Below are 26451 nucleotides of genomic sequence, written 5' to 3'. Positions count from 1 at the left end.
TGCGGATTACTCAGCCCATGCGTAACAACCAGCCGATTACCCAGAGAGAACGGACTTTCCCTGCCCAACAGCGGTTGATCTCCACCACCAATGCCAAAGGTGTGATCACCTACTGCAACGATGCATTCATCGAGATCAGCGGGTTCTCCCGCGAAGAACTGACCGGTGCCCCGCACAACCTGGTGCGCCACCCCGACGTTCCGTCGGCGGTGTTCTCGCATATGTGGCAGACCCTGAAGCAGGGCCTGCCCTGGATGGGCATCGTCAAGAACCGCTGCAAATCGGGCGACCACTACTGGGTCAATGCCTACGTCACCCCCATTTTCGAAAACAACCAAGTCATCGGCTTCGAGTCGGTCCGCGTCAAACCTACTGCCGAGCAGATCCGCCGCGCCGAAGCCCTCTACCAACGCATCAACCAAGGCAAGAGCGCCATCCCGCGCCGCGACACATGGCTGCCGGTGGTGCAGGACTGGCTGCCGTTCATTCTCGTCAGCCAGATCGGCTTCCTCATCGGCAACTGGCTCGGCCATTCCTGGGGCTTTGCCCTGGCCGCCGGCCTGTCGGTACCGCTGGGCCTGCTTGGCCTGACCTGGCAGCAACGCGGCCTCAAACGCCTGCTGCGCCTGGCCGAGCAGACCACCTCCGACCCGCTGATCGCGCAGATGTTCACCGACAGCCGCGGCGTACAGGCACGCCTGGAAATGGCGATGCTCAGCCAGGATGCGCGGATGAAGACCTGCCTGACACGTCTGCAGGACAGTGCCGAACACCTCAGCGAGCAAGCGCGCCAGTCCGATGCCCTGGCCCACAAGAGCTCCTCGGGGCTGGAGCGTCAGCGGGTGGAAACCGAACAGGTCGCCGCCGCCGTCAACCAGATGGCCAGCACCACTCAGGAAGTGGCCAACCACGTCCAACGCACTGCCGACGCCACCCAGGAAGCCAACCGCCTGACCAGCCAGGGTCGCCAGATCGCCGGTGAAACCCGCGAAGCCATCGAACGACTCTCCACAGCCGTGGGCGAAACCGGTCAGACCGTGACGCAACTGGCCAAGGACAGCGATGAAATCGGTGGTGTGGTAGACGTGATCAAAGGCATCGCCGACCAGACCAACCTGCTGGCACTGAACGCCGCCATCGAAGCCGCCCGCGCCGGTGAAATGGGCCGTGGTTTCGCGGTGGTCGCCGACGAGGTCCGCCAACTGGCCCAGCGTACCGCCGAGTCGACCGGACAAATCCACACCCTGATCGCCAAGCTGCAACAAACCGCCAGCAACGCTGTACTCACCATGGAAACCGGTCACCGCCAGGCCCAGGAAGGTGTCGAGCGGGTCATGCAGGCCGACCAGGCGCTGATTGGAATCAGCGAAGCGGTAGCCAATATCACCGACATGGCCACCCAGATCGCGGCGGCCACCGAAGAACAGACCGCCGTGGCCGACGAGATCAGCCGCAACATCAGCACCATCGCCGAGCTGGCCGACCAGACCGCCGAACAGGCGCAACACTCGGCACTGCTCAGCGAAGAGCTGACCTCCACTGCCGGCACGCAGTATTCGCTGGTGGAGCGCTTCAACCGATAAGCTTGCTCGCTCCTGCAGGCGTCGCGCACCGCCTGTAGGAACCGGCTTGCCAGCAATAGAACCGGCAAGACAACAGCAATCGGGTGCTCCTGCGAGGAGCCCGCATGAACAACGGGCCGCATAGCGGCCCGGCTTCACCAACCCAGCGTCAAACCACTCTCGAAGTACCGCTGCTCCCCCGTCAACGGATCCTCGAAACGCAAACTCTGCGCCAGCAACTTCAACGGTCGCTGGTAATCGTCTTCTTCCTTGAGCAAAACCGGGTAGAACGGGTCGTTGCAGATCCCTGCCCCGAGCGCCGCCATATGAACACGTAATTGATGAGTCTTGCCGGTTACCGGCGACAGCCCGTAGCGCCAAAGCTCGCCTCGCTTTTCCAGCACCTCGGCCAAGGTCTCGCTATTGCTCTGGCCCTCGACCTCGTGCATGCGGAAGAATGGCTCACCATGTACCAGGCGGCTTCGGTGCACCAAAGGGAATGCATGCTGTGGCATCGCCGCAGCAATGGCCTGGTAGCGCTTGTCGATGCGCCGCTCGGGAAACAGCCGCTGGTAGGCGCTGCGGGTCTGAGGGTTGGCGGAGAACAACACCAGGCCCGCGGTGTGCCGGTCGATCCGGTGCAGCGGCACCAGGTGGGGATTGTCCAGGCGGCGGATCAGGCGGCGCAGCAAGGTCTGTTCGACGTATTCCCCGGTCGGCGTCACCGGCAGGAAATGCGGCTTGTCAGCCACCACCAGGTGCTCATCCATGTGAACAATGGTTTCCTGCACCGGGATCGGCCGTTCATTGGGCACTTCGCGAAAATAGTGCAGGCGCATGCCCCGCCTATATGGCAGGTGAGCTGCAATAGGCTGGCCTTCGGCATCGAGCACACGACCACGGGCAAAACGGTCAAGCCACTGGTCGCGACTGATGGCGCTGAAGTGGTCGCAAAGACAATCCAGAACCGTCGCCCAGTTACCAGGTGGCAGGCAGACGGTGCTGGCCTGCTGGCGAGCGGGGTCGAACGGTGTGGTCATGGCAAAGCTCTGGGCGATCAGGACCGCGCATTATCCCCCAAGCCCGACGGCTCAACCAGCCCGCCCTACTCCATCGCTACGCTCTTTCAACCAACGCAACACCTCCACCGCCTCCCAACGTCCAGGGTCGTAGAGCGCATAGACCAGACCCTGATAACCCACGACATCGAGCGCCCGGTGGTAGCCGGCCCGTTGGAACAAGGCCTCGATCTCGGCAAAGCAGGTGTTGAAATGCACCTTGCCAAATGGGGTGCGGTCGTCCGTCACCAGGCCTTCAAGACGCAGTTCGACCACGGCGTCGCATACCCGGTCTGGCGACATGCGGTTGACGCTGTACTTGAGTTGCTCGACGTTGAGCATGAGTTCACCCTGATACTGTATTTATATACAGCATACGGAGAGCTTCACTATTCCGTCAATTCAGGCTGCCCTCGCACAGGTCAGCCAAGAAAGGTCACCACCTGCTCGGCATCGAATGGCCAGCGCAACTCGGCGCCGTTGTCGCATCGCCGCAACACCGGAATGATCAGGCTGTATCGCTCGAAGAACGCTTCGTCTTCGGCGATATCGACCAGCTCCACCAGCAGGCCGTGCTCGACGAAAGGCATCAGCACGGCCTCGGCCACTTCGCATAGATGGCAACCGAGGGTGCCGAACAGTTGGCATTCAGGCAGCATGGGCAGGTCCGGTCAGAGAATGGGAGAGCCTCTATTCTAGGTCGGTCCCGCCCTATGCGCATCTGACTCGGCTCAATCCTGGCTGGTGGCACCGATGCGGTGCAGCGACAGGTCGGCGCCCTGGAACTCCTGCTCGTGGCTCAAACGCAGGCCATGCAGCGCACGGAGGGTTCCATACACCGCGAAACCGCCCACCAACGCCACCACCACACCAGCCAGGCTGCCCAAAAGCTGGCTGATCAGGCTGACCCCGCCCATGCCGCCCAACGCGACCTGGCCGAAGATGCCACAGGCGATTCCGCCCCAAACCCCGCACAAGCCGTGCAGAGGCCAGACACCCAGCACATCGTCGATCTTCCAGCGGTTCTGTGCAGCGGTGAAGCTCCAGACGAACAGCACGCCCGCCACCAGCCCGGTGGCCAGAGCGCCAATCGGGTGCATCAGGTCCGAACCTGCGCACACGGCCACCAGGCCTGCCAATGGGCCGTTATGCAGGAAGCCAGGGTCATTGCGCCCGGCCAGCAGGGCCGCCAGCGTTCCCCCGACCATGGCCATCAACGAGTTGATCGCCACCAGGCCGCTCACCCCCTGCAGGGTCTGGGCACTCATGACGTTGAAGCCGAACCAGCCGATGATCAGAATCCACGAACCCAGCGCCAGGAATGGAATGCTCGAAGGCGCGAACGCCACCAGACGGCCCTCCCGATAGCGCCCACGCCGCGCGCCCAGCAGTACCACTGCCGCCAGGGCCAGCCAGCCGCCCATGGCGTGCACCACCACCGAGCCCGCGAAGTCATGGAAAGGCGCACCGAAGGTAGCCTGCAGCCATGCCTGCACACCCAGGTTGCCGTTCCATGCCAGGCCTTCGAAGAACGGGTAGATGAACGCAACGATCAATGCGGTTGCGCACAGCTGCGGGGCGAATCGCGCCCGCTCGGCGATACCGCCGGAGATGATGGCCGGGATGGCCGCGGCGAAGGTCAGCAGAAAGAAGCACTTGACCAGTGCATAGCCGTGGTCGGCCGCCAGCTGCGCCGCCGGGTGCAGGAAGCTTACCCCATAGGCGATCCAGTAACCGATGAAGAAGTACACCAAGGCCGATATGGCGAAGTCGCTGAGGATCTTCGACAATGCGTTGACCTGATTCTTGTGTCGCACGGTCCCCACTTCCAGAAAAGCGAAGCCAGCGTGCATGGCCAGTACTAGAATGGCCCCCATGAGGATGAAAAGCGTATTGGAGCCATGGACCAGGGAGTCCATCGCGCTGTGCATGTTTTCCATGACGTAGGCAGACCTGCTGAAAAAAAGCACCAGGACAGTTCAAGAACCTGCATCCGTGCACCTAATCGGTGCCAGCCCCCTGCCCTGTTTCAGTGACCTGGCTGGAGCCTGCGTGGTTTTTTCTTGGGTTTGTCGAGGATTGGGTTAAGGTTTGTTGGTATCCGCCGGGGTGTCGCCCTGAATCGGCGCAACGGTCCATGCCATCGCCCCATGACGTGGCAAAACACTTAGCAAGGCCCATACCAGCGTTGGCAGTGAACCTTTGCCACGCCGCGTTACTCGAAATTTTCACCAACACTCAAGGGAGAGCCCCATGGCCAGCAAATCGGCAAAGAATGCACAAGAGATATTGATGGCTGACTTCCAGGCACTGGTGCGAGACACCGAGAAACTGCTTGCCGACACCGCCAACCTGGCAGGCGACCAGGCCGACGAACTGCGCGAGCAGATCCACGAGCGCCTGACCCAGGCCCGCGAAACGCTGCAACTGACCCAGGACTCAGTGCGCGAACGCGGCCAGGCCGCCCTGGGTGCCGCCGAGCAGTATGTGCAGGAAAAGCCCTGGCACGCGATCGGTATCGCTGCGGGCGTTGGCCTGCTGATCGGCCTGTTGGCCAATCGGCGCTGAGGAGTACCCATGGAGAACGACGCCAACGGCGCCGGCGTTTCGGGCAAACGCCTGAGTGCGGCCCTGCTCGGGCTGTTGCACAGCCATATCGAACTGTTCGGCATCGAACTGCAGGAGCAGAAAGCCCGCACCCTGAGCCTGCTGTTGTTCGCGGGTCTGGCACTGGTCTTCGCTTTGCTGTTGCTGACAGCCTTGTCCGGACTGTTGCTGGTACTGCTGTGGGACAGCTATCGACTGGCCGGCATCATTGGCCTGTGCGTGTTCTACAGCCTGGCCGCGCTGTATTGCGGCTTGCGCCTCAAGGCCGCGGTATTCGACGAATCGTCGCCCTTCAACGCCACGCTTGAAGAGTTGGCCAAGGACCGGGAGCGCCTACTGCCATGAGCCTGCCGGAATTGCCAAATACTCGAAACCCAAGGGAACTGCGCAAGGCACTGTTGCGCCTGCGCCTGGAAATGCACCGTCAGGAAATTCGCCACGAGTCGGCGCAACTGCTCGAACCACTCAGACGCGTGCGCGGCATGGGTAATTCGCTGCAGGACGGCCTGGGCATCAAGCATGCGCCATTGTGGGGGCTCGGCGCTGTGGTAGCGATGGGTTTCCTCACAGGCAAAGGCATGCGCAGCGGCAACCTGGCCCGTCTGGTGCGGCTGGGGGGTAGCTTGCTGCCACTGATTCGCCTGTTCATGCAGAATCGGCGCCCCTGAGGGGAATGATCAGCGGCTGGCGCTTGCACCGCCAGCCGCGACACGGGAAGCTATGGCCATCGACCGACAGGAGATCGAGCCTTGGACTGGCAAACCCTGCTGACCCGTGAACGCCTGGGCAAAGCCCTGTACAGCCCCGAAGAACTCGGCCGCAGCCCCTTCCACAAAGACCACGACCGGATCATCTTCTCGGGCGCCTTTCGCCGCCTGGGACGCAAGACCCAGGTACACCCAGTCTCCAGCAACGATCATATCCATACCCGCCTGACCCATTCCCTGGAGGTCAGCTGCGTCGGCCGTTCGCTGGGCATGCGGGTTGGCGAAACCCTGCGCGACAGCTTGCCGGACTGGTGCGCCCCCAGCGACCTGGGCATGATCGTACAGTCCGCCTGCCTGGCCCACGATATCGGCAACCCGCCGTTCGGCCATTCAGGCGAGGACGCTATTCGTCACTGGTTCCAGCAGGCCGCGGATCGTGGCTGGCTGGACGACATGAATGATGACGAAAGGGCCGACTTCCTCAATTTCGAGGGCAACGCCCAGGGTTTCCGTGTGCTCACGCAGTTGGAGTACCACCAGTTCGATGGCGGTACCCGACTGACCTACGCCACGCTGGGCACCTACCTCAAATACCCTTGGAGCGCCCGCCACGCGGATGCCTTGGGCTACAAGAAGCATAAATTCGGGTGCTACCAGAGCGAATTGCCGCTGTTGGAGCAGATCGCCCGCAAACTGGGCCTGCCACTGCTCGAGCACCAACGCTGGGCGCGTCACCCGCTGGTGTACCTGATGGAGGCGGCCGACGACATCTGCTACGCGCTGATCGACCTGGAAGACGGTCTGGAAATGGAGTTGCTCCAGTACGCGGAGGTCGAAGCGCTGCTGCTCGACCTGGTTGGCGACGACCTGCCCGAAACCTACCGCCAACTCGGCCCCTCGGACTCCCGGCGACGAAAGCTGGCCATCCTGCGCGGCAAGGCCATCGAGCACCTGACCAACGCAGCCGCCCGCGCCTTCGTCGAGCAGCAACAGGCGCTGTTGGCCGGCCGTCTGCCAGGGGATCTGGTGGAGCACATGCATGGCCCGGCCAAGCGCTGCGTTCTGCAGGCCAAGGACATGGCGCGTAACAAGATCTTCCAGGACAAACGCAAGACCCTGCACGAGATCGGCGCCTACACCACGCTGGAAATCCTGCTCAACACCTTCTGCGGAGCTGCTCTGGAACAACATGGCGGCCGCTCACCGTCGTTCAAGAGCCGCCGGGTGCTCGACCTGATCGGCAACAATGCGCCCGACCCACACGGTTCACTGCACAATGCCTTCCTGCGCATGATCGATTTCATCGCCGGCATGACCGACAGCTATGCCAGCGAAATGGCACGGGAAATGACAGGTCGTTCCAGCCCGGTATGAGTACCTGTCACGTGGCGCGGCGGCTGCCCGCGCCACCCTTTTTGAAAGAAAACTCCTACATACCGCCGAGCAAGGCTAAACACGGCTTGTTTTTAGCAAATATAAAGTTACTAAATCAGTCAAATGAATAACAACACGTGGCATTTTCGTAGTCTTATTTGTTTTTTCTTGTAAGCGATTTCCCATATATCGCTAACAGTCGTTCCTCGCATGCCCGCTGACTTCCAACTGAGTTAAGGTGCACCTGCCTTCGCCACTAATCCGCAGGAAGTTGAACATGCAATCCGTATTCATTGTCGATGACCACCCCGTTATCCGCCTGGCTGTACGCATGCTGCTGGAGAACCAGAACTACAAGATCGTCGGCGAATCGGACAACGGTGTCGATGCCATGCAGAGGATCCGCGACGCCCTCCCCGACCTGGTGATTCTCGACATCAGCATCCCCATGCTCGATGGCCTGGAAATGCTGTCACGCCTCCAGAACATGGCCTTGCCATTGAAAGTGCTGGTACTCACCGCCCAGTCCCCGGCCTTGTTTGCGGTGCGCTGCATGCATTCGGGGGCGGCCGGTTATGTGTGCAAGCAGGAAGACCTCAGCGAACTGCTGAGCGCCATCAAGGCTGTACTTGCTGGATACAATTATTTCCCCAGCCAGGCAATGAATTATTCCCAGGAAGCGTCGGACGCCGATTTAAAACTTTTCCGACAGGTTAATGACCGCGAACTTATGGTGCTGCAACTATTTGCCCAAGGCAGAAGCAACAAGGAGATTGCCCAGGGCATGTTCCTGAGCAACAAAACCGTCAGCACCTACAAGAAACGACTGATGCAAAAGCTCAAGGTCAATACACTGGTCGACCTGATAGACATGGCCAAACGCAACGCATTGGTCTGAGGCCTGGCATGGCACGCTACGTTGTCTGCATGTTCCTTGGCTTGATCATGATGAGTGCGGCCCAGGCGACACACCATGAAGCCACCGCCTATGCGTTGCTGCCCCGCTCCGGTACGACCGCGACCTATCCGCAACTGACGCCCGAGCAGCAGCAATGGCTGGAGAATCGTCGCGAACTGGTGCTGGGCACCTCGGCACCGGACTACCCTCCGTTCGACATCACCAGCGGTGGCCGCGACTACCAGGGCCTCACCGCTGAATACGCCAACCTGATCGGCAAAGCCCTGAAGCTGCCAATACGGGTTTTGCGCTACCCTCACCGACAAGCAGCGGTCGAGGCCCTGAAACGGGGTGAAATCGACCTGCTCGGCAGCGCCAACAGCTACGAAGCACAAACCGACGGCTTGGTGCTGTCCCGCCCCTATGCCATCGACCAACCGGTGCTGGTCACACGCGAATATGAAAAACGTGCGGTGGACCGTGACCTCGATGGGCTGCGCCTGGGCATGCTGTATCATTACCAGCCCGAGCGAAAAGTCCATGACACCTACCCCAAGGCCGAGCTGCTGGCCTTCGGCTCATCATCCCAGGCCCTTGCCGCCGTAGCCTTTGGCCAAGCCGACGTGTTCATCGGAGACACGATCTCCACCCACTACCAGCTCAATCGCGGCCACCTGCCACGCCTACGCATGGCCAGCTTCAGCCAGCACGAGGCGGTTGGCTTCGGCTTCGCCATGCGCCAGGACGATACCACCCTCAGGGAACTGGTGAACGCCACCCTCGATATCCAGCCCAGCGTCGTGCGCACCAGTATCTTCAAACGCTGGAGCGCGGGCAGCGATACGCTGCTGACCGATCGCCAACTGCAACTGACGGCCGCCGAGGAAAAATGGCGGCAGACCCATCCGACAGTGCGGGTAGCCATCGACGAGACGGCAGCGCCGGTCTCGTTCTTCGATGGTGTCGGCCATTTTCGCGGGATCAGCGCCGACCTGCTGGAACTGGTTCGCCTGCGTACCGGCCTGCGCTTCGAGGTGCAGCGCGCCAGCGGTATCGCCGACATGATCACCCGGCTCAAGGATGGCCGGGTCGACATGATCGCCGCGTTCGCCACCGACGGCGCCGATGGCGCCGCCTTGCGCCTCAGTCGCCCGTACCTTGAAAGTGCCTACGTACTGGTTACCCGTGCCAACGAGCAACCACTGGATACCCTGGAGCAACTCCAAGGCCATCGCATCGCAATTACCCGCTACAGCGCCATGGACGAGATGCTTTCCAGGCGCTATCCCCTGATTGGCTGGATCGAAACCGAAAGCGCCTTCTATTCCATGGCCTTGTTGCGCAGCGGGGCCGTCGACGCCGTCATCACCACCTTGCTCGACGCCAACCACGCAGTGTCCGGCAACCCCGACCTGATCATCCGCAGCTCGATCGACAGCGAGCCTGCCAGCTTCGCCATGGCCATGCCGAGTGCGTCGAGCGAGCTCGCTTCGATTCTCGACAAAGCCCTGATGAGCATCTCGCCGGAGGAACTGGGGGTCATCAACAACCGCTGGCGCGGCTACAGCGTCCATGAGGACAACACCTGGCAGGGTTTTCTGCGCCTGGCGGTGCAGGTCCTGCTGGGAACCGGCCTGCTACTGCTGCTGGCGCTGCTTTGGAATGCGCGCCTGCGGCGCCAGATCAAACAGCGCCAACTCGCCGAGCGCGCCCTGAACGATCAACTGGCGTTCATGCGTGCCCTGATCAACGGCACTCCACATCCGATGTACGTGCGAGATCGCGAGGGGTGCCTGCAAAGCTGCAACGACAGCTACCTGGAGGCCGTCCAGGCCAGCGCCGAAGACGTCATTGGCAAGCGCCTGGAAGACAGCCTGAACGGCGATCCTGAACATACACGGCAGATCCAGGCCGACTACCACCGTGTGATGAGCATCGGTACCCCATTGATCCTCGACCGGCCGCTGCGGGTCAAGGGCCAGGAGATGACCATCTACCACTGGATTCTGCCGTACCGGGATTCCATGGGCGAAGTCAAGGGGATCATCGGCGGCTGGATCGACATCAGCGAGCGGCGCAAGCTGGTCCAGCAGTTACGCCAGGCCAAGCAGCAGGCCGATGATGCCAACCGTGCCAAAAGCACCTTCCTGGCAACCATCAGCCATGAGATCCGTACGCCAATGAACGCGGTCATCGGCATGCTGGAGCTGGCGGTCAAACGGGCGAACCGAGGGCAGGTGGACCGCTCGGCACTGGAAGTCGCCTACCTTTCGGCCAAGGACCTGCTGGGCTTGATCGGCGATATCCTGGACATCGTTCGGATCGAGTCGGGCCACCTTTCACTGGCGCCGGAGCCTGTAAACCTCGCTGCACTGATCGAATCGGTAGGACGCGTGTTCGACGGCCAGGCCCGCCAGAAAAACCTGTCACTGGAGGTTCTGATCGCCCCTGGCGCACGCTGCCATGCGTTACTCGACCCGCTGCGTTTCAAACAGGTGCTGTCGAACCTGACCAGCAATGCCATCAAGTTCACCGAGCATGGCCAGGTGCGCATCAGTGTGGACGTGCAGGATGATGACGGCACCGGCCTGGGCCTACTGGATCTCGAGGTGCGTGACAGCGGCATCGGTATACAGGCCGATGATCTGCACCGATTGTTCAGCCCGTTCGTCCAGGCCAACCCTCACAGTCAAGGCGCCCGGGCCGGTACCGGACTCGGACTGGCCATCTGCCGGAACCTGTGCGAGATGATGGGCGGCAAGCTGACCATCAAGAGCCTTGAGGGCGTTGGCACCCAGGTGCGCCTGGTCATGCCGCTGCAGCGGGTGGGCCCACCGTCGCGCGCCGTGCCGGCGAACGACGCCGTGCAAACCCCCGACCCAAGGCTGAATATCCTGGTCATCGACGACCACCCGGCCAACCTGCTGTTGATGGAACAGCAGCTGAGTTACCTGGGCCTTAGCCAGTCGAGCGCCAACAATGGTCCCGAGGGCCTGGAAAAATGGCGTGAGGGCAATTTCGATGCGCTGGTCCTCGACTGCAACATGCCTCACATGAATGGCTACCAACTGGCGACAGCGGTACGTGCCGAAGAACAACGCAGTGGACGAGCGCGTTGCGTAATTCTGGGCTACACCGCCAACGCGCAGCCTGAGGTGACACAGAAATGCCTGAACGCCGGCATGGACGACTGCCTGCTCAAGCCCATCAGCCTGGGCACCCTAAGCAAATACCTGGCCGATATCAAACCGCGTCAACCAGCCAGCGCCGCCAAGCGTCACCCCTTCTGTCTCGAAGGCCTGGGCACGATCGTAGGCAATGACCCAAGCGCCCGCACTCGGTTCCTGACCACGTTGCTCGAGAGCTTGCGGCAAGACCTGACGGTGTTGATGCAAATGGACCCCGTTGAAGACGCCTTGGAGATTTCCGACCAGGCGCACAAGATCCTAAGCGCAGCGCGCATGCTCGAAGCACAGCGCTTGATGGCGGCCTGCGAGGCCCTTGAAGAGACCGCCCTGCCGACTTCGATGGTGAAGACCCGGCGACAGGCGTTGGCTCGGCACATGCGCCGAGTTGAAAAAGCCCTGGCCAGGCACCTGAGTGGGCCTGCCAGGGCTCAGTGAAGCGGTCCGTCAGCGGGACGGCCGCTCAGCTGTGGATCAGGAAGCCGGGTTGATCGGCTTGTCCGGATACCAGGCGTCCAGCAGCGGGCTGACTTCGATCTTGGTCAGTTCGCTGCGGCCCTTGAGCCAGCTCTCGACGGTGGCGCGCTGTTCTTCGCTGACCGAGCCACGCTTGGCCAGGCAGACCAGGCCGAAGTCATCGCCGCCAACATAGTCCAGGCCGTTGGCGTCCATGGCTTCTGCCAGGAAGGCATCGAGGAAGGCATCGATGGCTTCGTCGGACAGGTCTTCCTTGAAATCCAGGTTCAGTTCGAAACCCAGCTCCTGGAATTCATCCACGCACAGCTTCTTGCGCAGACGACGGGAACGGTTGGTGGCCATGAAACAATCCTCTTGAGTAATAACGCGCGGCACTTTACCAGTTTCCACGCGCCAGCGGCGCTTTTCCGTTGAACCGTAGCCCATGTAGATCGCGCTTGGGGCATAATGCGCACTCGTATGTCGTCCTGGGGCCATCATCTTTTACAGCCCCGCTATCATTCCCCTCGTGCGCAGGGTACTTATCGAACATGATCAAAACGCTCCGTCCCCTTGTTCTCGCCGGCCTGCTTCTGCCTCTGGCACTGCCCAGCCAGGCCGCAGCCGTCAACACCACCCTACCTCCCAAGGTCCAGCAGGCCCTCAAAGCCAACAAACTGCAGGACTCGGCACTGTCGCTGGTCATGCTGCCACTGGATGGGCCCGGTACCCCAACCGTGTTCAATGCCGATGTTTCGGTGAACCCGGCTTCGACCATGAAACTGGTCACCACCTATGCCGCCCTGGAGCTGCTTGGGCCGACCTATCAGTGGAAGACCGAATTCTTCACCGATGGCACGCTGAGCAATGGCGTGCTCAACGGCAATCTGTACCTCAAGGGCGGCGGCGACCCCAAGCTGAACATGGAAAAACTGTGGTTGCTGATGCGTGACTTGCGCGCCAACGGCGTGCGCACGGTTACCGGCGACCTGGTGCTGGACCGCAGCCACTTCGTCCAGCCGAACCTGCCACAGTTCGATGATGACGGCGGTGACGTCAACAAACCCTTCCTGGTCAAACCCGATTCGCTGCTGGTCAACCTCAAGGCCCTGCGGTTCGTCGCCCGCAACGATGGCGGCAAGGTGACCGTCGCGGTCGAGCCGCCGATTGCCAACATCCGTATCGACAACCAGGTCAAGGCGGTGGCCTCCAAACAGTGCAGCGGCGATGTGCGCTACAACCCGGTAGCCCAGCCCGACGGCCTGAGCGTGGTGGTCAGCGGCCAACTCGGCGACGGCTGCAACTCGCAAACCTACCTGTCTCTGCTCGATCACCCGACCTACGCGGCCGGCGCCGTGCGGGCGATCTGGAACGAGCTGGGCGGCAGCATCCAGGGCCGCGACCGCGTCGAAAACGTACCCAAGAGCGCGCGTCTGCTGGCCCGGGCGTTCTCCCCCGACCTGGTGGAAGTGATCCGCGACATCAACAAGTACAGCAATAACACCATGGCCCAGCAGTTGTTCCTGAGCATCGGCGCACAGTTCCGTACCGATGCCGACGGTGACGATGCCCGCGCAGCCCAACGCGTGGTCCGCCAGTGGCTGGCGAAAAAAGGCATCACCGCGCCGCATCTGGTCATGGAGAACGGCTCTGGTCTGTCCCGTGCCGAACGCGTGAGCACCCGCGAGATGGCGGCCTTGCTTCAGGCCGCCTGGAAAAGCCCCTACTCCGCCGAATTCATCAGTTCGATGCCGCTGGTGGGTATGGACGGCACGATGCGCAAGCGCCTGAAACGCACGGCGATGACCGGCGAGGCCCACATCAAGACCGGTACGCTGAACACCGTACGTGCCATTGCCGGCTTCAGCCGCGACAGCAACGGCCATACCTGGGCGGTGGCGGCGATCCTCAACGATCCAAAGCCATGGGGTGCTTCGCAGGTGCTGGACCAGGTTCTGCTGGACCTGTATCGCCAGCCCAAGCTCGCCAACAGCACGGCATCCACCGCTCAGTGACCATCGGCGCTCCTGCATGGACCGTGCAGGAGCACCTAGACGCTCGCGCTTTGCCTGTGAGAGCGGGTTTACCCACGAATCAGGCAACCCGGTGGATGACACGGGCTTAGCCCGTGTTCGCGGGTAAACCCGCTCCTACAAGAAGGCGCCGCAGCAAGCAGCGGCGCTCATGGCAGCTCCGTCTCGACCCGGTCCCTCCCGGCCTGTTTGGCCGCATACACCCCGGCATCCGCCCGCAACAACAACGCATCGGCCGCCTCGCCTGAACGCCATCCGGCAATCCCGAAACTCGCAGTCACCCTGCCGACACCGTCCACCGGCACATTGCGTACCCCCTGCCACAGTTCAAGCGCCAAACGGTAGGCCTGGTCGGCGTTGCTTCCCGGGCACAGCACCATGAACTCCTCGCCACCCAGACGACAAAACACATCGGTACGCCGCAAGCGGTTGCCGATGCGCTGGCACAGGCTGCGCAGCACATGGTCGCCCACCGCATGGCCGAACTGGTCATTGATTCGTTTGAAATGGTCAATGTCGAGCATGATCACGGCCAGGTCCGAGTTATCGCGCTGGGCACGCTCCAGCTCCACCTTGAGCCGTTCCTGGAAGTAGCGCCGGTTATGGATTCCGGTGAGGGCATCGGTCACCGACAAGGTTCTGAGCTCCTCCTCCACACGCTTGAGGTCGGAAATGTCCGTGAGATAGCCGTGCCACAGCGTACACCCCTGCTCGCCTATTTCAGGCGTCGCCTCGCCCCGCACCCAGCGCAGCCCCGCGCACGGCAAACAGACACGATACTCTTCACGCCACGGGGTGAGATGCTCGGCCGAATAAAGCACTGAGCGGCGCACTCGCTCCAGGTCATCGGGATGGATACGCTCGAACACCTTGGAGGCATCTTCGCGCAGCAATTGAAGGTCCACTTCGTAAATGTCGTACAGCCCCTGACTGGAATACGGGAAGCACGAACGGCCATCGGCATCGAGGCGGTACTGATAAATCCCACCTGGCACTTCGGCACTGAGCTTCTCCAGCAACCTGTCACGCAGTGCCAGCGCCTCGTGCACGCGCCGCCTTTCGGTAACATCGATGCAGATGGCCAGGTAACCGACCCACAGCCCCTGCTCGTCAAGCACCGCAGTGACCAGCATGTTGGCCACCAACTGGCTGCCATCCTTGCGCCGCAAAGTCCACTCTCCAGGTTCTCCACCCGCCTCCTGCACCGTTTCGGCGAACATGGCCTGCCCCCCCGCGATATCCCGCCCGTAACGCACGCTCAGCGCGTGGGCACGCAGGTGCAGCTCCTGGGGCAGAACCAGATCCTCGAGCCGCAGATGGCCGACCGCCTCGCTGGCCGAGTACCCCAGCATGCTTTCGGCGCCAGCGTTGAACGTGCTGATCACGCCCTTGAGACTGGTGGCGATGATCGCCACCTGGGTCGCCGCATCCAATATGCTGCGTAACTGGTTGTGGGTACCGCGCAGCGTCTGCTCGCTCACCCGCAGTTCGGCGGTGCGCTGCTCGACCAGCGCCAATGCTCGTTGCCGCTGACTGAACAAGCTGTACAGCAAGGCACTGAGCAACACACTCAGCAATCCACCCAGCAGGCCGATCCCGAGCGCCGCCGAGGAGCGGTTGGCCTTGAGGAAGGCCATGCTGGGGCGGATATCGATCTGGTAGTCGTGATCGGCCAGGTGCAGCAACTGGCTGCTACCCAGCGGCAGGGGCGCAACCGGGTTCTGCGAGTCGAACAGCACTTCCTGGCCACCGGTGCCAGTGGGGTCGACGATCCGGACCACCAGATTGTCGTTGGCTACCGCCGGAAGACCTTCGGTGATCAACTGGCGCATGCTCAACAACGCCATCACGTAACCGGACGGAGGTCCGTCGGCTGCGTTATCGGAGAACACCGGTGCCACCATCAGCAACCCCCGGGTATAGTCCGGCGCGACATTGATCATGTTCAGCGGTGACGATACCGCCATGCTGCCCGGCACCACGGCACGCGCCAGCGTCGCCTCGCGCTCAGGCTGGCTGCGCAGGTCCAGCCCATAGGGTTGACCGTCCATGTTGGCTGCCTGGGTATAGAGCACCGGAAAGTAGTAATCGCGTGGCGGCGCGGGATGCCAATTGCCTTGGGCATCCCGTTCACGGATCTGGTAGGGCTGCCCGAGCCAGGCGCTGGCACGGCGCTCGAACTCGGCACGCTGCGCCGCCTCCACGCGCGGAGCCCAGGAGTAGACTTGCGTGCGCAGCAGCAATGGCCGGGCATAGCCATCGAATTCGCGGGGGGTTATTTCGCTGGAGAAGCTGAAAAAACGCCGCAGGCCGTCCAGGCGCTGCTGCTGGTCTTCGAAACGCTCGGCAATTCGACTGTAACGCTCACTGGCCAGCAGGTCGAAACGCTGGCGCAGTTGTTGTTTATAGAATGTCTGCGCGGCCAACGCCAAGGCGGCCGACAACAGGCCGCCTGCCACCAATGCCACCAACGCCACGGCCCAGGCAGGCACAACCTCCCTGCACAGGGCGAGGATCCTCGCATGCACGCCACCCTTGGACATAAAGCAATCTCGTCACGTCAGCGTCCTGCGAATTTTCCAGCCCTGCGCTCATTTATAGCTATTGGCCATCAGCCGCGCAACGTTCCTCGTCGTATCAGCGCAATTGCAGGCGCCAGGCGCGGTGAATGCGATTGTTACGGGCAAAATCCGGGTCCAGTGTCTGCGCGGTGATCTCCTCCACCCCATAGCGCGTGGCCAGGTGTTCATCGAGCTGGAACTTGCGGAAGTTGTTGGAGAAGTACAACACGCCACCCGGTGCCAGACGGGCCATGGCAAGGTCAAGCAACTGCACGTGGTCACGTTGAACGTCGAACACCCCTTCCATCCGCTTGGAGTTGGAGAAGGTCGGCGGGTCGATGAAGATGAGGTCGAAGCTGTCACGATTGCCCTCCAACCACGCCATCACATCGCCTTGTTCCAGGCGGTTACGTTCGGAGAAGCCATTGAGCGACAGGTTGCGGCGCGCCCAGTCGAGGTAGGTTTTCGACAGGTCGACGCTGGTGGTGCTGCGCGCACCGCCCTTGGCCGCATGCACGGTCGCCGTGGCGGTGTAGCAGAACAGGTTGAGGAAGCGCTTGCCGGCCGCCTCGCGCTGGATGCGCATGCGCATCGGGCGATGGTCGAGGAACAGGCCAGTGTCCAGGTAGTCCGTGAGGTTGACCAACAGCTTGACGCCACCTTCGTTGACCTCCTGGAAGCGACCCTCGGTGGCCTGACGCTCGTATTGGCGAGTGCCACTTTGCCGCTCACGACGCTTGAGCACCACACGCTGGGGATCGATACCCAACGCCTGTGGGATGGCTGCCAAGGCATCGAGCAGGCGCGCCTGGGCCTTCTCCGGGTCGACCGACCGCGGCGCCGCATATTCCTGAACGTGCACCCAGTTCTGGTAGAGGTCCACGGCCAGGGCGTACTCAGGCATGTCGGCATCGTACAGACGGTAGCATTCCACCTGCTCGCGACGCGCCCACTTGCCCAGCTGCTTCAGGTTTTTCTGCAGACGATTAGCGAACATCTGCGCGCCTTCCGACAGCCGCGCAGGCTCACTGGCCACCGGAGCCTGGTGACCACCTTCAGCGCCATCGACCGGGCCTTCGCGGCGCTCACCGGTGACGAACTGGTCAGGCTGCACCTTGAACAGCAGCAGCTTGCACGGCAACGCTCCGTTCCAGAACGCGTACTGCTTGTGGCTGCGAATGCCCATGCGCTTGCCCAACTCAGGTGCGCCGGTGAATACCGCCGCTTCCCAGCCCATGCAGGCCTGGCGCAGGCGCTCGCCGAGGTTCTGGTAGAGGTACAACAAACTGGCTTCGTCACCCAGGCGCTCACCGTAGGGCGGGTTGCTGATGACCAGGCCCTTCTGGTTCTGGTCGGGGCGCGGCTCGAAGCTGGCGACTTCGCCCTGGTAGATCTTTACCCAGTCGCCCAGGCCGGCACGTTCGACGTTGTTGCGACCCGGCTGGATCAACCGAGGATCGGCTTCGTAGCCGCGAATCCACAGTGGGGGCTTGGCCAAACCCGCCTCGGCGCGGGCCTGCGCCTGTTCCTGCACCTTGCGCCACAACGCCGGCACATGGCCAAGCCAGTTGCTGAAACCCCAGCGTTCACGCTTGAGGTTGGGAGCGATATCGGCAGCGATCATGGCCGCTTCCACCAGGAAGGTGCCCACACCACACATCGGGTCGGCCAGGGCGCCGCCTTCGGCGGCAATGCGTGGCCAACCGGCACGGATCAGCACGGCCGCCGCCAGGTTCTCCTTCAGCGGCGCAGCGCCCTGCTGCAAGCGGTAGCCACGCTGATGAAGGCTGTGGCCGGACAGATCGAGCGAAAGGATCGCTTCGCCGCGGTCCAGGCGCAGGTGCACACGCACATCAGGGTCGACCTTTTCGACCGAAGGGCGCAGGCCTTCACGGTTGCGCAGTTTGTCAACGATGGCATCCTTGACCTTGAGCGCACCGAAGTGGGTATTGTCGATACCCGAGCCATGGCCGCTGAACTCGACCGCCAAAGTGCCGTCTGCGGCCAGATGGTCAGCCCAATCCACGGCGTGCACGCCATCGTAGAGGTCGTCGGCATTCTTCATGGCGAAGCGCTTGAGCACCAGCAGCACGCGGTTGGCCAGGCGCGACCAGATGCACAGGCGGTAGGCGGTTTCCATGTCGGCGACGCCGCGAATGGCCGAGGTATGCTCGCGCACCTCTTCGAGGCCGAGGCCGCGGGCCTCATCGGCGAGCAGGCCTTCCAGGCCTTTGGGGCAGGTGAGATAAAGTTCGAAACGGTCCGACATGTGGATTCCAAAGCCTTGGGCTAAATAGGTGACGGTGCGACGCATCGCCCCGCCGATGTTTGCCCGAACCCCTTTCCAACAGGTGTCCGGGTGGCCGCCCCTTGCGCTACATGCGCGGGTAAAGGCCGGGCCGCCTGATTGATCGGCCGCTCGCCAGTGACGAGGACAGCTTAGATCATCAAGCAGTACAAAAAATGCCAGCGCCTGGGAGTCAAATGTGACCCTTCGTCGCATTACTGAATATTTCTGTCACCCCGCGGCAGCGCTGGCGAAATGACGTCAACGATCGGCAAACACCGATCATAGCGGCCTCAAAGCCAAATAAGGTTGAGTCGCATTTATTTACTTATCCCCTCACCCTCGGAAAGGTTACGTCCTTATGACAAATCGGTCATTCACACCGTGACCTGCTTTCGTTAGAACTGGTCTCAGGCCGCTTCGCAACGAGGCGGCATCTTCAGCTCGCCACGCCGGCAGCGAGCGCAAACCGGCAGAAAGACTCTGCCCGGCCTCGGAGAGGCCGACGGGACATTACAGTCAACAAGTGAGGGCAACACCCTATGAGAAGACTTAAGCGTGATCCGTTGGAAAGAGCATATTCACGTGGCTACCAATACGGGGTCACCGGCAAATCCCGCGAACTTTGCCCCTTCAATCTTCCTTCTGTTCGCCAAGCCTGGATCAACGGCTGGCGTGAAGGTCGCGGTGATAACTGGGACGGAATGACTGGCACCGCTGGCATCCATAGACTCAACGAAAATCACGCCGTTGGCTGAACGAGGACACTGAATTCGATTTACCATGCGCGCCCTATCCGGGCGGCGGGCTAAGGCCCAGGGGCCCCTTTCAAGGGGCCCTTTTTTATGCCCGCGCGTTTTATGTACGGGGCATGGCAGCGATGGCGTCGACAGCCTCACGGATCAGCGCAGGGCCTTTGTAGATGAACCCCGAGTAAATTTGCACCAGGCTTGCGCCCGCGGCGATTTTTTCGGCAGCGTGACGGCCTTCGGTAATACCGCCCGCCGCGATGATCGGCAACTTGCCGGCCAGCTCCCCTGCCAACACCTTCACCGTATGAGTGCTCTTTTGCAGCACTGGCGCCCCCGACAGACCACCGGCTTCACCACCGTATGGCAACCCCTCGACGCCTTCACGACCCAGGGTGGTGTTGGTGGCGATGACCGCGTCCATACCCGATTCGACCAACGCGCCAGCCACCTGGGCGGTTTCCTCGTCGCTCATGTCCGGCGCGATCTTGATGGCCAGCGGTACACGCTTGCCATGCTCGACCGCGAGTTTCTCGCGACGCTCGGCCAAGGTACCGAGCAACTGCTTGAGCGAGTCGCCGAACTGCAGGCTGCGCAGGCCGGGGGTGTTCGGCGAGCTGACGTTGACCGTGATGTAGCTGGCCTCGCGGTAGACCTTTTCCAGGCAGATCAGGTAGTCGTCGACCGCACGCTCGACCGGGGTATCGAAGTTCTTGCCGATGTTGATGCCCAGCACACCGTCGTAACGCGAAGCACGCACGCGCTCGAGCAAGTGGTCGACCCCCAGGTTGTTGAAGCCCATGCGGTTGATGATCGCCGTCGCCTCCGGCAGACGGAACAGCCGCGGCTTGGGATTGCCTGGCTGCGGACGCGGAGTCACGGTGCCGATCTCGACGAAGCCGAAACCCAACTGGGCAAAGCCGTCGATGGCTGCGCCGTTCTTGTCCAGGCCGGCGGCCAGGCCCACCGGGTTGGCGAAGTTCAAGCCCATGACGGTCACCGGCAACGCCGCTGGCTGCTTGCACAGCAGGCCGTTGAGACCGAGGCGGCCACCGGCGCCAATCAGGTCCAGGGACAAGTCGTGGGAGGTTTCCGGGGAAAGCTTGAACAGCAGCTGGCGGGCCAGGGTATACATGGGCGGGCAAGACTCGCGGTGAGTGAGGTGGCGATTATAGCCAGCGCGCGCCCGGCATGACAGGGCCTTGGCACATCGGTTGCTTCGATTGCCTGACACAGCCTATTCAGTACGGGCGAGGAATCTTGTGAACACAGTACCCCCGGCAATGCCCTTGGCATGGGTGAACGGCAGTGACGCGCCGGAAAAGCCCAGCCTGAACATCGGCTTCATGGCCCTGACCGACTGCGCATCGGTAGTGGTCGCAGCCACCCAGGGCTTCGCCCAACAACATGGCCTGACCCTGAACCTCAAGCGCCAGGGCTCCTGGGCAGGACTGCGCGACAAACTGGTCAGCGGCGAGCTGGATGCCGCGCATTGCCTGTACGGCCTGATATATGCAGTCCACCTGGGGATCGGCGGCGTACCGGCCAGCGCCATGGCGGTGCTCATGGGCTTGAACCAGAACGCCCAGGCCATCAATCTCTCCCCGGCCCTGCAACGCAAGGGCGTGACCAACCCTGAAGCATTGGCGCGCCTGGTGCACCAACAAGGCGCGCGCCTGACCTTCGCCCAGACCTTCCCCACCGGCACCCATGCCATGTGGCTGTACTACTGGCTGGCAAGCCAGGGTATTCATCCGCTGGACGACGTGAACAGCGTGGTGGTGCCCCCTGCGCAAATGGTCGCGCACGTTCAGGCCGGTCGCATCGACGGGTTCTGCGTCGGCGAGCCCTGGTCGGCCGACGCCGTGGCCAAAGGCCAGGGCTTCACCCTGGCAACCAGCCAGTCGATCTGGCCGGACCACCCCGAGAAAGTCCTGGGCTGCGCACGCGCCTTCGTCGAACAGTACCCCAACAGTGCCCGCGCGCTGGTCAAGGCGGTGTTGGCCGCCAGCCGCTTCATCGAGCAGAGCCAGGAGAACCGCCATGGCACCGCGCAACTGCTCAGCGGCAGCGCGTACCTGGACACGCCCCTGGAACGCATCGAGCCGCGCTTGCTTGGCGACTACCAGGATGGCCTTGGCAACCACTGGCAGGACCGACACGCCCTGCGCCTGTTCGACGAGGGACGGGCCAACTTGCCCTACCTGTCCGACGGCATGTGGTTCATGACCCAGTTCCGCCGCTGGGGCCTGCTGCGCGAAGACCCCGACTACCTTGCCGTGGCCCGCCAGGTGCAGCAACTAGACGTGTATCGGGACGCCGCGAATGCCATAGGCGTGCCCTGCGATGCACCCGCCATGCGCAGCAGCCTGCTGATCGACGGAATCCGCTGGGACGGTAGCGACCCCCACGCCTACGCCCGCAGCTTCCGCCTGCACGCCCTGGGCGATGCCCGCGGCGCCCGTATCGGTCTGTGAGGGTGACGAACATGCTACGCATCCTGCTGATCGACGACACGCAAAAAAAAGTCGGCCGCCTCAAGGCCGCGCTGAGCGAGGCCGGCTTCGAGGTGATCGAAGCCCCAGGGCTGACCATCGACCTGCCCGCCTGCGTCGAAACGGTGCACCCGGACGTGGTGTTGATCGACACCGACTCCCCGGACCGCGATGTCATGGAGCAGGTGGTGCTGGTCAGCCGCGATCAACCACGGCCAATCGTGCTGTTCACCGACGAACATGACCCCGGCGTCATGCGCCAGGCGATCAAGGCCGGGGTCAGCGCCTACATCGTCGAAGGCATCCATGCCGCGCGGCTCCAGCCCATTCTAGATGTCGCCATGGCCCGTTTCGAAAGCGACCAGGCGCTCAAGGCCCAGTTGCTGGCGCGTGACCAGCAGCTGGCCGAACGCAAGCGCATCGAACAGGCTAAGGGCCTGCTGATGAAGATGAAGGACTGCAACGAGGAACAGGCCTACACGCTGATGCGCCGCCAGGCCATGAGCCGCCAACAGAAGCTGATCCAGGTGGCCGAGCAGATCATTGCCATGCACGAGATGCTTGGTTAGTCAGGCGCCTGGGGCAAGGCACTGCGCTGCTGGCCCCGGCCTCATCGCGACCAACCCACGTCCAGACTTGGCCCGCCTCTTGCTGAAGAATTCCTACCGGTAGCCAACGGCGGTTGCCCACAAATCCCGACAAAGACGTCGCCTCCCCTCCACAGACCAGTGGAACGGGTAGCGGCGTCTTTTTCATTTCCGTTGCTTTGCCGAGTGAGGTGTTCAAATGAGTACCAGCTTCTGGAAATCCGGGCACGTGCCCACCCTGTTCGCTGCATTCCTGTACTTCGACCTGAGCTTCATGGTTTGGTACCTGCTAGGCCCACTGGCCGTGCAAATTGCCACCGACCTGCAACTGAGCGCCCAGCAACGAGGCCTGATGGTGGCCACACCGATTCTGGCTGGGGCGGTATTGCGCTTCGCCATGGGCATGTTGGTCGACCGCCTTTCGCCCAAGACCGCTGGCCTGATCGGCCAGGTGGTGGTCATCGCCGCCCTGGCCGGAGCGTGGTTCCTTGGCGTGCGCAGCTACGAACAGGCCCTGCTGCTGGGCGTTTTCCTGGGCTTTGCCGGTGCTTCGTTCGCCGTCTCGCTGCCCCTGGCCTCGCAATGGTATCCACCCCAGCACCAAGGCAAAGCCATGGGCATTGCCGGTGCCGGCAACTCCGGCACCGTGTTCGCCGCGCTGCTGGCACCGGCACTGGCAGCAGGTTTCGGCTGGAACAACGTGTTCGGTTTCGCCCTGATTCCGCTGGCACTGACACTGGTGCTGTTCGCCCTCCTGGCCCGCAACGCACCAGAACGGCCAAAGCCCAAAGCCATGGCCGATTACCTCAAGGCTCTGGGTGATCGCGACAGCTGGTGGTTCATGTTCTTCTACAGCGTCACCTTCGGCGGCTTCATCGGCCTGGCCAGCACCCTGCCCGGCTACTTCAGCGACCAGTATGGCCTGAGCCCGGTCACCGCAGGCTACTACACCGCCGCCTGCGTGTTCGCCGGCAGCCTGATGCGCCCGCTGGGCGGAGCCTTCGCCGACCGTTTCGGCGGTATTCGTACGCTGCTGGCGATGTACAGCGTGGCAGCCATCTGCATCGCCGCGGTCGGCTTCAACCTGCCAAGCTCAGCTGCCGCCCTGGCCCTGTTCGTCAGCGCCATGCTTGGCCTTGGGGCCGGCAACGGTGCGGTTTTCCAACTCGTGCCACAACGCTTCCGCCAGGAGATCGGTGTCATGACCGGGCTGATTGGCATGGCGGGCGGCATCGGCGGCTTCCTGCTCGCTGCCGGGTTGGGCACCATCAAGCAGCACACCGGCGACTACCAGCTTGGCTTGTGGCTGTTCGCCAGTCTGGGCCTGCTGGCCTGGTTCGGCCTGCACGGCGTCAAACGCCGCTGGCGCACCACCTGGGGTTCTGCCGCAATGACTGCGGCGCGGGTCTGAGCCCCCGATGAGCCTGCAACTGCGTTTCGCCCAAGCCAGCGCCACCGGGCCACGAGAAGAGAACCAGGACGCCCTGCGCCTGGTAACCCCGGCCCCGGAACTGGCCGCCAGCAAGGGTTTTCTGTTCGCCCTGGCGGACGGTGTCAGCCAATGCGCCGACGGCGGCCTTGCGGCCAGGGCCAGTTTGCAGGCGCTGGCGATGGACTACTACGCCACGCCCGCTACCTGGGGCGTGGCCCAGGCCCTGGACCGTCTGCTGCTGGCACAGAATCGCTGGCTGCGCGCCCAAGGCCGCGGTCAGCCCTTGTTGACCACCCTGAGCGCGCTGGTGCTGCGCGGACGTCGTTTCACCCTCGCCCACGTAGGCGATTGCCGCGCCTACCGTTGGTACAACGGCCAGTTGCAATGCCTGACCGAAGACCACGTCTGGGACCAACCCGGCATGCAGCATGTGCTCAAGCGCGCACTGGGCCTGGACCAGCACCTGCTGGTCGATTACCTGGAAGGCGAGTTACAGGCGGGCGAGTGCTTCCTGCTGCTGAGCGACGGTGTCTGGGCCAGCCTGGGCGACCAGCACATTCTGGCGGTGCTGCGCGAGCAACCCGACCTGCAGCTGGCCGCCGAAACCTTGGTTGCCAGCGCACACCACAATGGCAGCCAGGACAACGCCAGCGCTTTGCTGGTGCGCGTCGAGCAACTGGGCGCAAGTAACCTGGGTGACACCCTGGCCCAGTTGCAGCAATGGCCAGTGCCTGGCCCCTTGCGCGAAGGCCAGTCGCTCGACGGCTGGCAGGTCGAGACCTTGCTGGCGCACAGCCGCCAGTCCCTGCTCTATCGGGTGCGCGATAGCCAGGGCCAGGCGTGGCTACTGAAGACCTTGCCCGCGGCACGCGAGCAGGAGCCAGGTGCCGCGCAAGGGTTGCTCACGGAGGAATGGTTCCTGCGCCGCGTCGCCGGGCGTCACTTTCCCGAAGTGCATGCGGCCAGCCAGCGCCAGCACCTTTACTACGTCATGCGCGAGCACCGCGGCCAAAGCCTGGCTAGCATGCTGCAAACACAAGGCCCCCTGCCGCTCTCGCAGTGGCTCGAAGTTGCGCGCCAACTGCTGCAGGCGGTCGGCGTGCTGCATCGGCGCAACCTGCTGCACCGCGATATAAAACCGGAAAACCTGCTGTTGGGAGAAGACGGCCAGCTGCGTCTTCTGGACTTCGGCCTGGCCTACTGCCCGGGCCTCTGCGAAGCACCAGACCATGACTTGCCGGGCACGCCCTCGTTCATCGCACCCGAAGCGTTCGACGGCCACCCTCCCAGCCCGCAGCAAGACCTCTACGCCGTCGGTGTGACGCTGTATCGGTTGCTGACCGGGCATTACCCCTACGGTGAAGTGGAGGCCTTTCAACGCCCGCGCTTCGGCACTGCGATCAACGCATCGCGATATCGGCCCGATCTGCCGGAATGGCTGCAACACAACCTGCAACAAGCAGTAGCGGCCGATCCGAAACAACGCTTCGAGACCGCCGAACAGTGGCTTCTGCTGCTTGAGCGCGGCGACCGTCAGGAACTGCCGAGCCGCAATCGACCGCTCCTGGAGCGGGAACCCCTCAAGCTCTGGCGAACCTTGGCGCTACTGTCCTTGCTATTGAACCTGATCTTGCTGCTCGCCCTGCTCAAGGGCTGAACCCATTACCGATGAGGAACACCCGATGAATGCGAAAGTCTGGCTGGTCGGCGCTGGCCCTGGAGACCCCGAACTGCTTACGCTCAAAGCCGTACGCGCACTGCGCCAGGCCGAGGTGGTGATGATCGACGACCTGGTCAACCCGGCAGTACTGGAGTATTGCCCACAGGCCCGCGTCATTGCCGTTGGCAAGCGCGGAGGCTGCCGCTCCACGCCCCAGGCATTCATCCAGCGCCTGATGCTGCGCCACGCTCGCCAGGGTCGTTGCGTGGTACGACTCAAGGGTGGCGATCCTTGCATTTTCGGCCGAGGTGGCGAAGAAGCCTTGTGGTTGCAGCGGCACGGCATCGACGTGGAGGTAGTCAACGGCATCACGGCGGGGCTTGCTGGGGCGACGCAGTGCGGCATATCCCTCACCTCGCGTGGCGTGAGCCGAGGAGTGACGCTGGTAACCGCCCATACCCAGGATGACAGCGAGCTGAATTGGGCAGCACTGGCACAGGGCGGAACGACACTGGTGGTGTACATGGGCGTGGCTCGGCTTGCAGAGATCCGCCGCGGGCTGCTAGATGGCGGCATGACACCGACAATGCCGGTGGCGATGATCGAGAATGCCTCGCTGCCAACGCAACGGGAGTGTCGCAGCGATCTGCTGAGAATGGTGGAGGACGCACAAGGGTTCGGGTTAAGCAGCCCGGCAATTCTGGTGATAGGCGAGGTCGTTGGCGAGCAGGTGGCGCGCGCGCTGCGGGTCATGGCCGGCTGATGTGCCGAGTGCCGACGGTGAGGCAACTGAAATTGCA

Annotated in this window: 22 protein-coding genes; 14 read left to right on the top strand and 8 right to left on the bottom strand. The window is 62.7% G+C overall.

Going from position 1 to position 26451, the window contains the following annotated elements:
* Window positions 1-17: 17 nt before the first annotated feature.
* Window positions 18-1583 carry a PAS domain-containing methyl-accepting chemotaxis protein gene (locus VXM67_RS09930; protein WP_023379548.1) on the top strand — a complete coding sequence of 522 codons (1566 nt, stop codon included), beginning with the start codon at window positions 18-20 and terminating at the stop codon, window positions 1581-1583.
* A 134-nt stretch (window positions 1584-1717) separates the two neighbouring features.
* Here VXM67_RS09930 and VXM67_RS09925 read toward each other — a convergent pair whose 3' ends face one another.
* From VXM67_RS09925 to VXM67_RS09910, 4 genes are all read right to left on the bottom strand, one after another.
* Window positions 1718-2602 carry a pseudouridine synthase gene (locus tag VXM67_RS09925; protein ID WP_367237646.1) on the bottom strand — a complete coding sequence of 295 codons (885 nt, stop codon included), beginning with the start codon at window positions 2600-2602 and terminating at the stop codon, window positions 1718-1720.
* Window positions 2603-2653: 51 nt separating this feature from the next.
* Window positions 2654-2962 carry a hypothetical protein gene (locus VXM67_RS09920; RefSeq protein WP_023379546.1) on the bottom strand — a complete coding sequence of 103 codons (309 nt, stop codon included), beginning with the start codon at window positions 2960-2962 and terminating at the stop codon, window positions 2654-2656.
* An 80-nt stretch (window positions 2963-3042) separates the two neighbouring features.
* The gene (locus VXM67_RS09915; RefSeq protein ID WP_023379545.1) at window positions 3043-3279 is read right to left on the bottom strand and encodes a glutaredoxin family protein; all 237 of its coding nucleotides are present in this window, start codon (window positions 3277-3279) and stop codon (window positions 3043-3045) included.
* 72 nt (window positions 3280-3351) lie between these two features.
* Window positions 3352-4560, bottom strand: a complete 1209-nt coding sequence (locus tag VXM67_RS09910; RefSeq protein ID WP_023379544.1) for an ammonium transporter — start codon at window positions 4558-4560, stop codon at window positions 3352-3354.
* A 313-nt stretch (window positions 4561-4873) separates the two neighbouring features.
* On the opposite strand from VXM67_RS09910, the gene VXM67_RS09905 reads away from it, so the two are divergent.
* The 6 genes from VXM67_RS09905 (at window position 4874) to VXM67_RS09880 (ending at window position 11829) form a co-directional block, all read left to right on the top strand.
* The gene (locus tag VXM67_RS09905) at window positions 4874-5188 is read left to right on the top strand and encodes a YqjD family protein (protein ID WP_023379542.1); all 315 of its coding nucleotides are present in this window, start codon (window positions 4874-4876) and stop codon (window positions 5186-5188) included.
* A 9-nt stretch (window positions 5189-5197) separates the two neighbouring features.
* A complete protein-coding gene (locus VXM67_RS09900) occupies window positions 5198-5572 on the top strand; it encodes a phage holin family protein (protein ID WP_023379540.1) in 375 nt (124 codons plus the stop codon).
* A complete protein-coding gene (locus VXM67_RS09895; RefSeq protein WP_023379538.1) occupies window positions 5569-5895 on the top strand; it encodes a hypothetical protein in 327 nt (108 codons plus the stop codon). The genes VXM67_RS09900 and VXM67_RS09895 overlap by 4 nt, the downstream gene beginning before the upstream one ends.
* An 81-nt stretch (window positions 5896-5976) precedes the next feature.
* Complete coding sequence (locus VXM67_RS09890) at window positions 5977-7308, top strand: deoxyguanosinetriphosphate triphosphohydrolase (RefSeq protein ID WP_023379537.1); 1332 nt, start codon at window positions 5977-5979, stop codon at window positions 7306-7308.
* A gap of 277 nt (window positions 7309-7585) precedes the next feature.
* Complete coding sequence (locus tag VXM67_RS09885) at window positions 7586-8206, top strand: response regulator transcription factor (RefSeq protein ID WP_023379536.1); 621 nt, start codon at window positions 7586-7588, stop codon at window positions 8204-8206.
* Between the two features lie 8 nt (window positions 8207-8214).
* Window positions 8215-11829 carry a transporter substrate-binding domain-containing protein gene (locus VXM67_RS09880; RefSeq protein WP_104882005.1) on the top strand — a complete coding sequence of 1205 codons (3615 nt, stop codon included), beginning with the start codon at window positions 8215-8217 and terminating at the stop codon, window positions 11827-11829.
* Window positions 11830-11865: 36 nt separating this feature from the next.
* Here VXM67_RS09880 and VXM67_RS09875 read toward each other — a convergent pair whose 3' ends face one another.
* Window positions 11866-12210, bottom strand: coding sequence for a YggL family protein (locus VXM67_RS09875; protein ID WP_023379534.1), 345 nt, complete (start codon window positions 12208-12210; stop codon window positions 11866-11868).
* A gap of 188 nt (window positions 12211-12398) precedes the next feature.
* Between VXM67_RS09875 and dacB the strand changes: the two genes are divergently transcribed.
* The gene (dacB, locus tag VXM67_RS09870) at window positions 12399-13862 is read left to right on the top strand and encodes a D-alanyl-D-alanine carboxypeptidase/D-alanyl-D-alanine-endopeptidase (protein ID WP_023379533.1); all 1464 of its coding nucleotides are present in this window, start codon (window positions 12399-12401) and stop codon (window positions 13860-13862) included.
* A 167-nt stretch (window positions 13863-14029) separates the two neighbouring features.
* Here the strand turns inward: dacB and VXM67_RS09865 are convergent, their stop codons facing one another.
* A complete protein-coding gene (locus tag VXM67_RS09865) occupies window positions 14030-16423 on the bottom strand; it encodes a diguanylate cyclase (protein WP_367237645.1) in 2394 nt (797 codons plus the stop codon).
* Window positions 16424-16517: 94 nt separating this feature from the next.
* Window positions 16518-18710 (bottom strand): bifunctional 23S rRNA (guanine(2069)-N(7))-methyltransferase RlmK/23S rRNA (guanine(2445)-N(2))-methyltransferase RlmL, encoded by a 2193-nt coding sequence (gene rlmKL / locus VXM67_RS09860; RefSeq protein WP_367237644.1) that lies wholly within the window; start codon window positions 18708-18710, stop codon window positions 16518-16520.
* A gap of 560 nt (window positions 18711-19270) precedes the next feature.
* On the opposite strand from rlmKL, the gene VXM67_RS09855 reads away from it, so the two are divergent.
* Complete coding sequence (locus VXM67_RS09855; protein ID WP_003248687.1) at window positions 19271-19486, top strand: ribosome modulation factor; 216 nt, start codon at window positions 19271-19273, stop codon at window positions 19484-19486.
* A gap of 100 nt (window positions 19487-19586) precedes the next feature.
* Here VXM67_RS09855 and VXM67_RS09850 read toward each other — a convergent pair whose 3' ends face one another.
* On the bottom strand, window positions 19587-20612 hold the full coding sequence (locus tag VXM67_RS09850; RefSeq protein WP_023379530.1) for a quinone-dependent dihydroorotate dehydrogenase: 1026 nt from the start codon (window positions 20610-20612) through the stop codon (window positions 19587-19589).
* Window positions 20613-20739: 127 nt separating this feature from the next.
* On the opposite strand from VXM67_RS09850, the gene VXM67_RS09845 reads away from it, so the two are divergent.
* From VXM67_RS09845 to cobA, 5 genes are all read left to right on the top strand, one after another.
* Window positions 20740-21954, top strand: coding sequence for a CmpA/NrtA family ABC transporter substrate-binding protein (locus VXM67_RS09845; protein WP_186599183.1), 1215 nt, complete (start codon window positions 20740-20742; stop codon window positions 21952-21954).
* Window positions 21955-21965: 11 nt separating this feature from the next.
* Window positions 21966-22541, top strand: coding sequence for an ANTAR domain-containing response regulator (locus VXM67_RS09840; RefSeq protein ID WP_023379528.1), 576 nt, complete (start codon window positions 21966-21968; stop codon window positions 22539-22541).
* A 217-nt stretch (window positions 22542-22758) separates the two neighbouring features.
* A complete protein-coding gene (locus VXM67_RS09835) occupies window positions 22759-23970 on the top strand; it encodes a NarK/NasA family nitrate transporter (RefSeq protein WP_023379527.1) in 1212 nt (403 codons plus the stop codon).
* Between the two features lie 7 nt (window positions 23971-23977).
* Window positions 23978-25648, top strand: coding sequence for a bifunctional protein-serine/threonine kinase/phosphatase (locus VXM67_RS09830; RefSeq protein WP_027907806.1), 1671 nt, complete (start codon window positions 23978-23980; stop codon window positions 25646-25648).
* A 25-nt stretch (window positions 25649-25673) separates the two neighbouring features.
* Window positions 25674-26414, top strand: a complete 741-nt coding sequence (cobA, locus tag VXM67_RS09825) for a uroporphyrinogen-III C-methyltransferase (RefSeq protein ID WP_023379525.1) — start codon at window positions 25674-25676, stop codon at window positions 26412-26414.
* Window positions 26415-26451 lie beyond the last annotated feature (37 nt).

It is taken from the genome of Pseudomonas sp. Rh2 (genome assembly GCF_040762985.1).
GTDB lineage: Bacteria > Pseudomonadota > Gammaproteobacteria > Pseudomonadales > Pseudomonadaceae > Aquipseudomonas > Aquipseudomonas taiwanensis.
The sequence above is the reverse complement of the archived record's forward strand: the minus strand, read 5'-3'. Positions and strand labels throughout refer to the sequence as shown.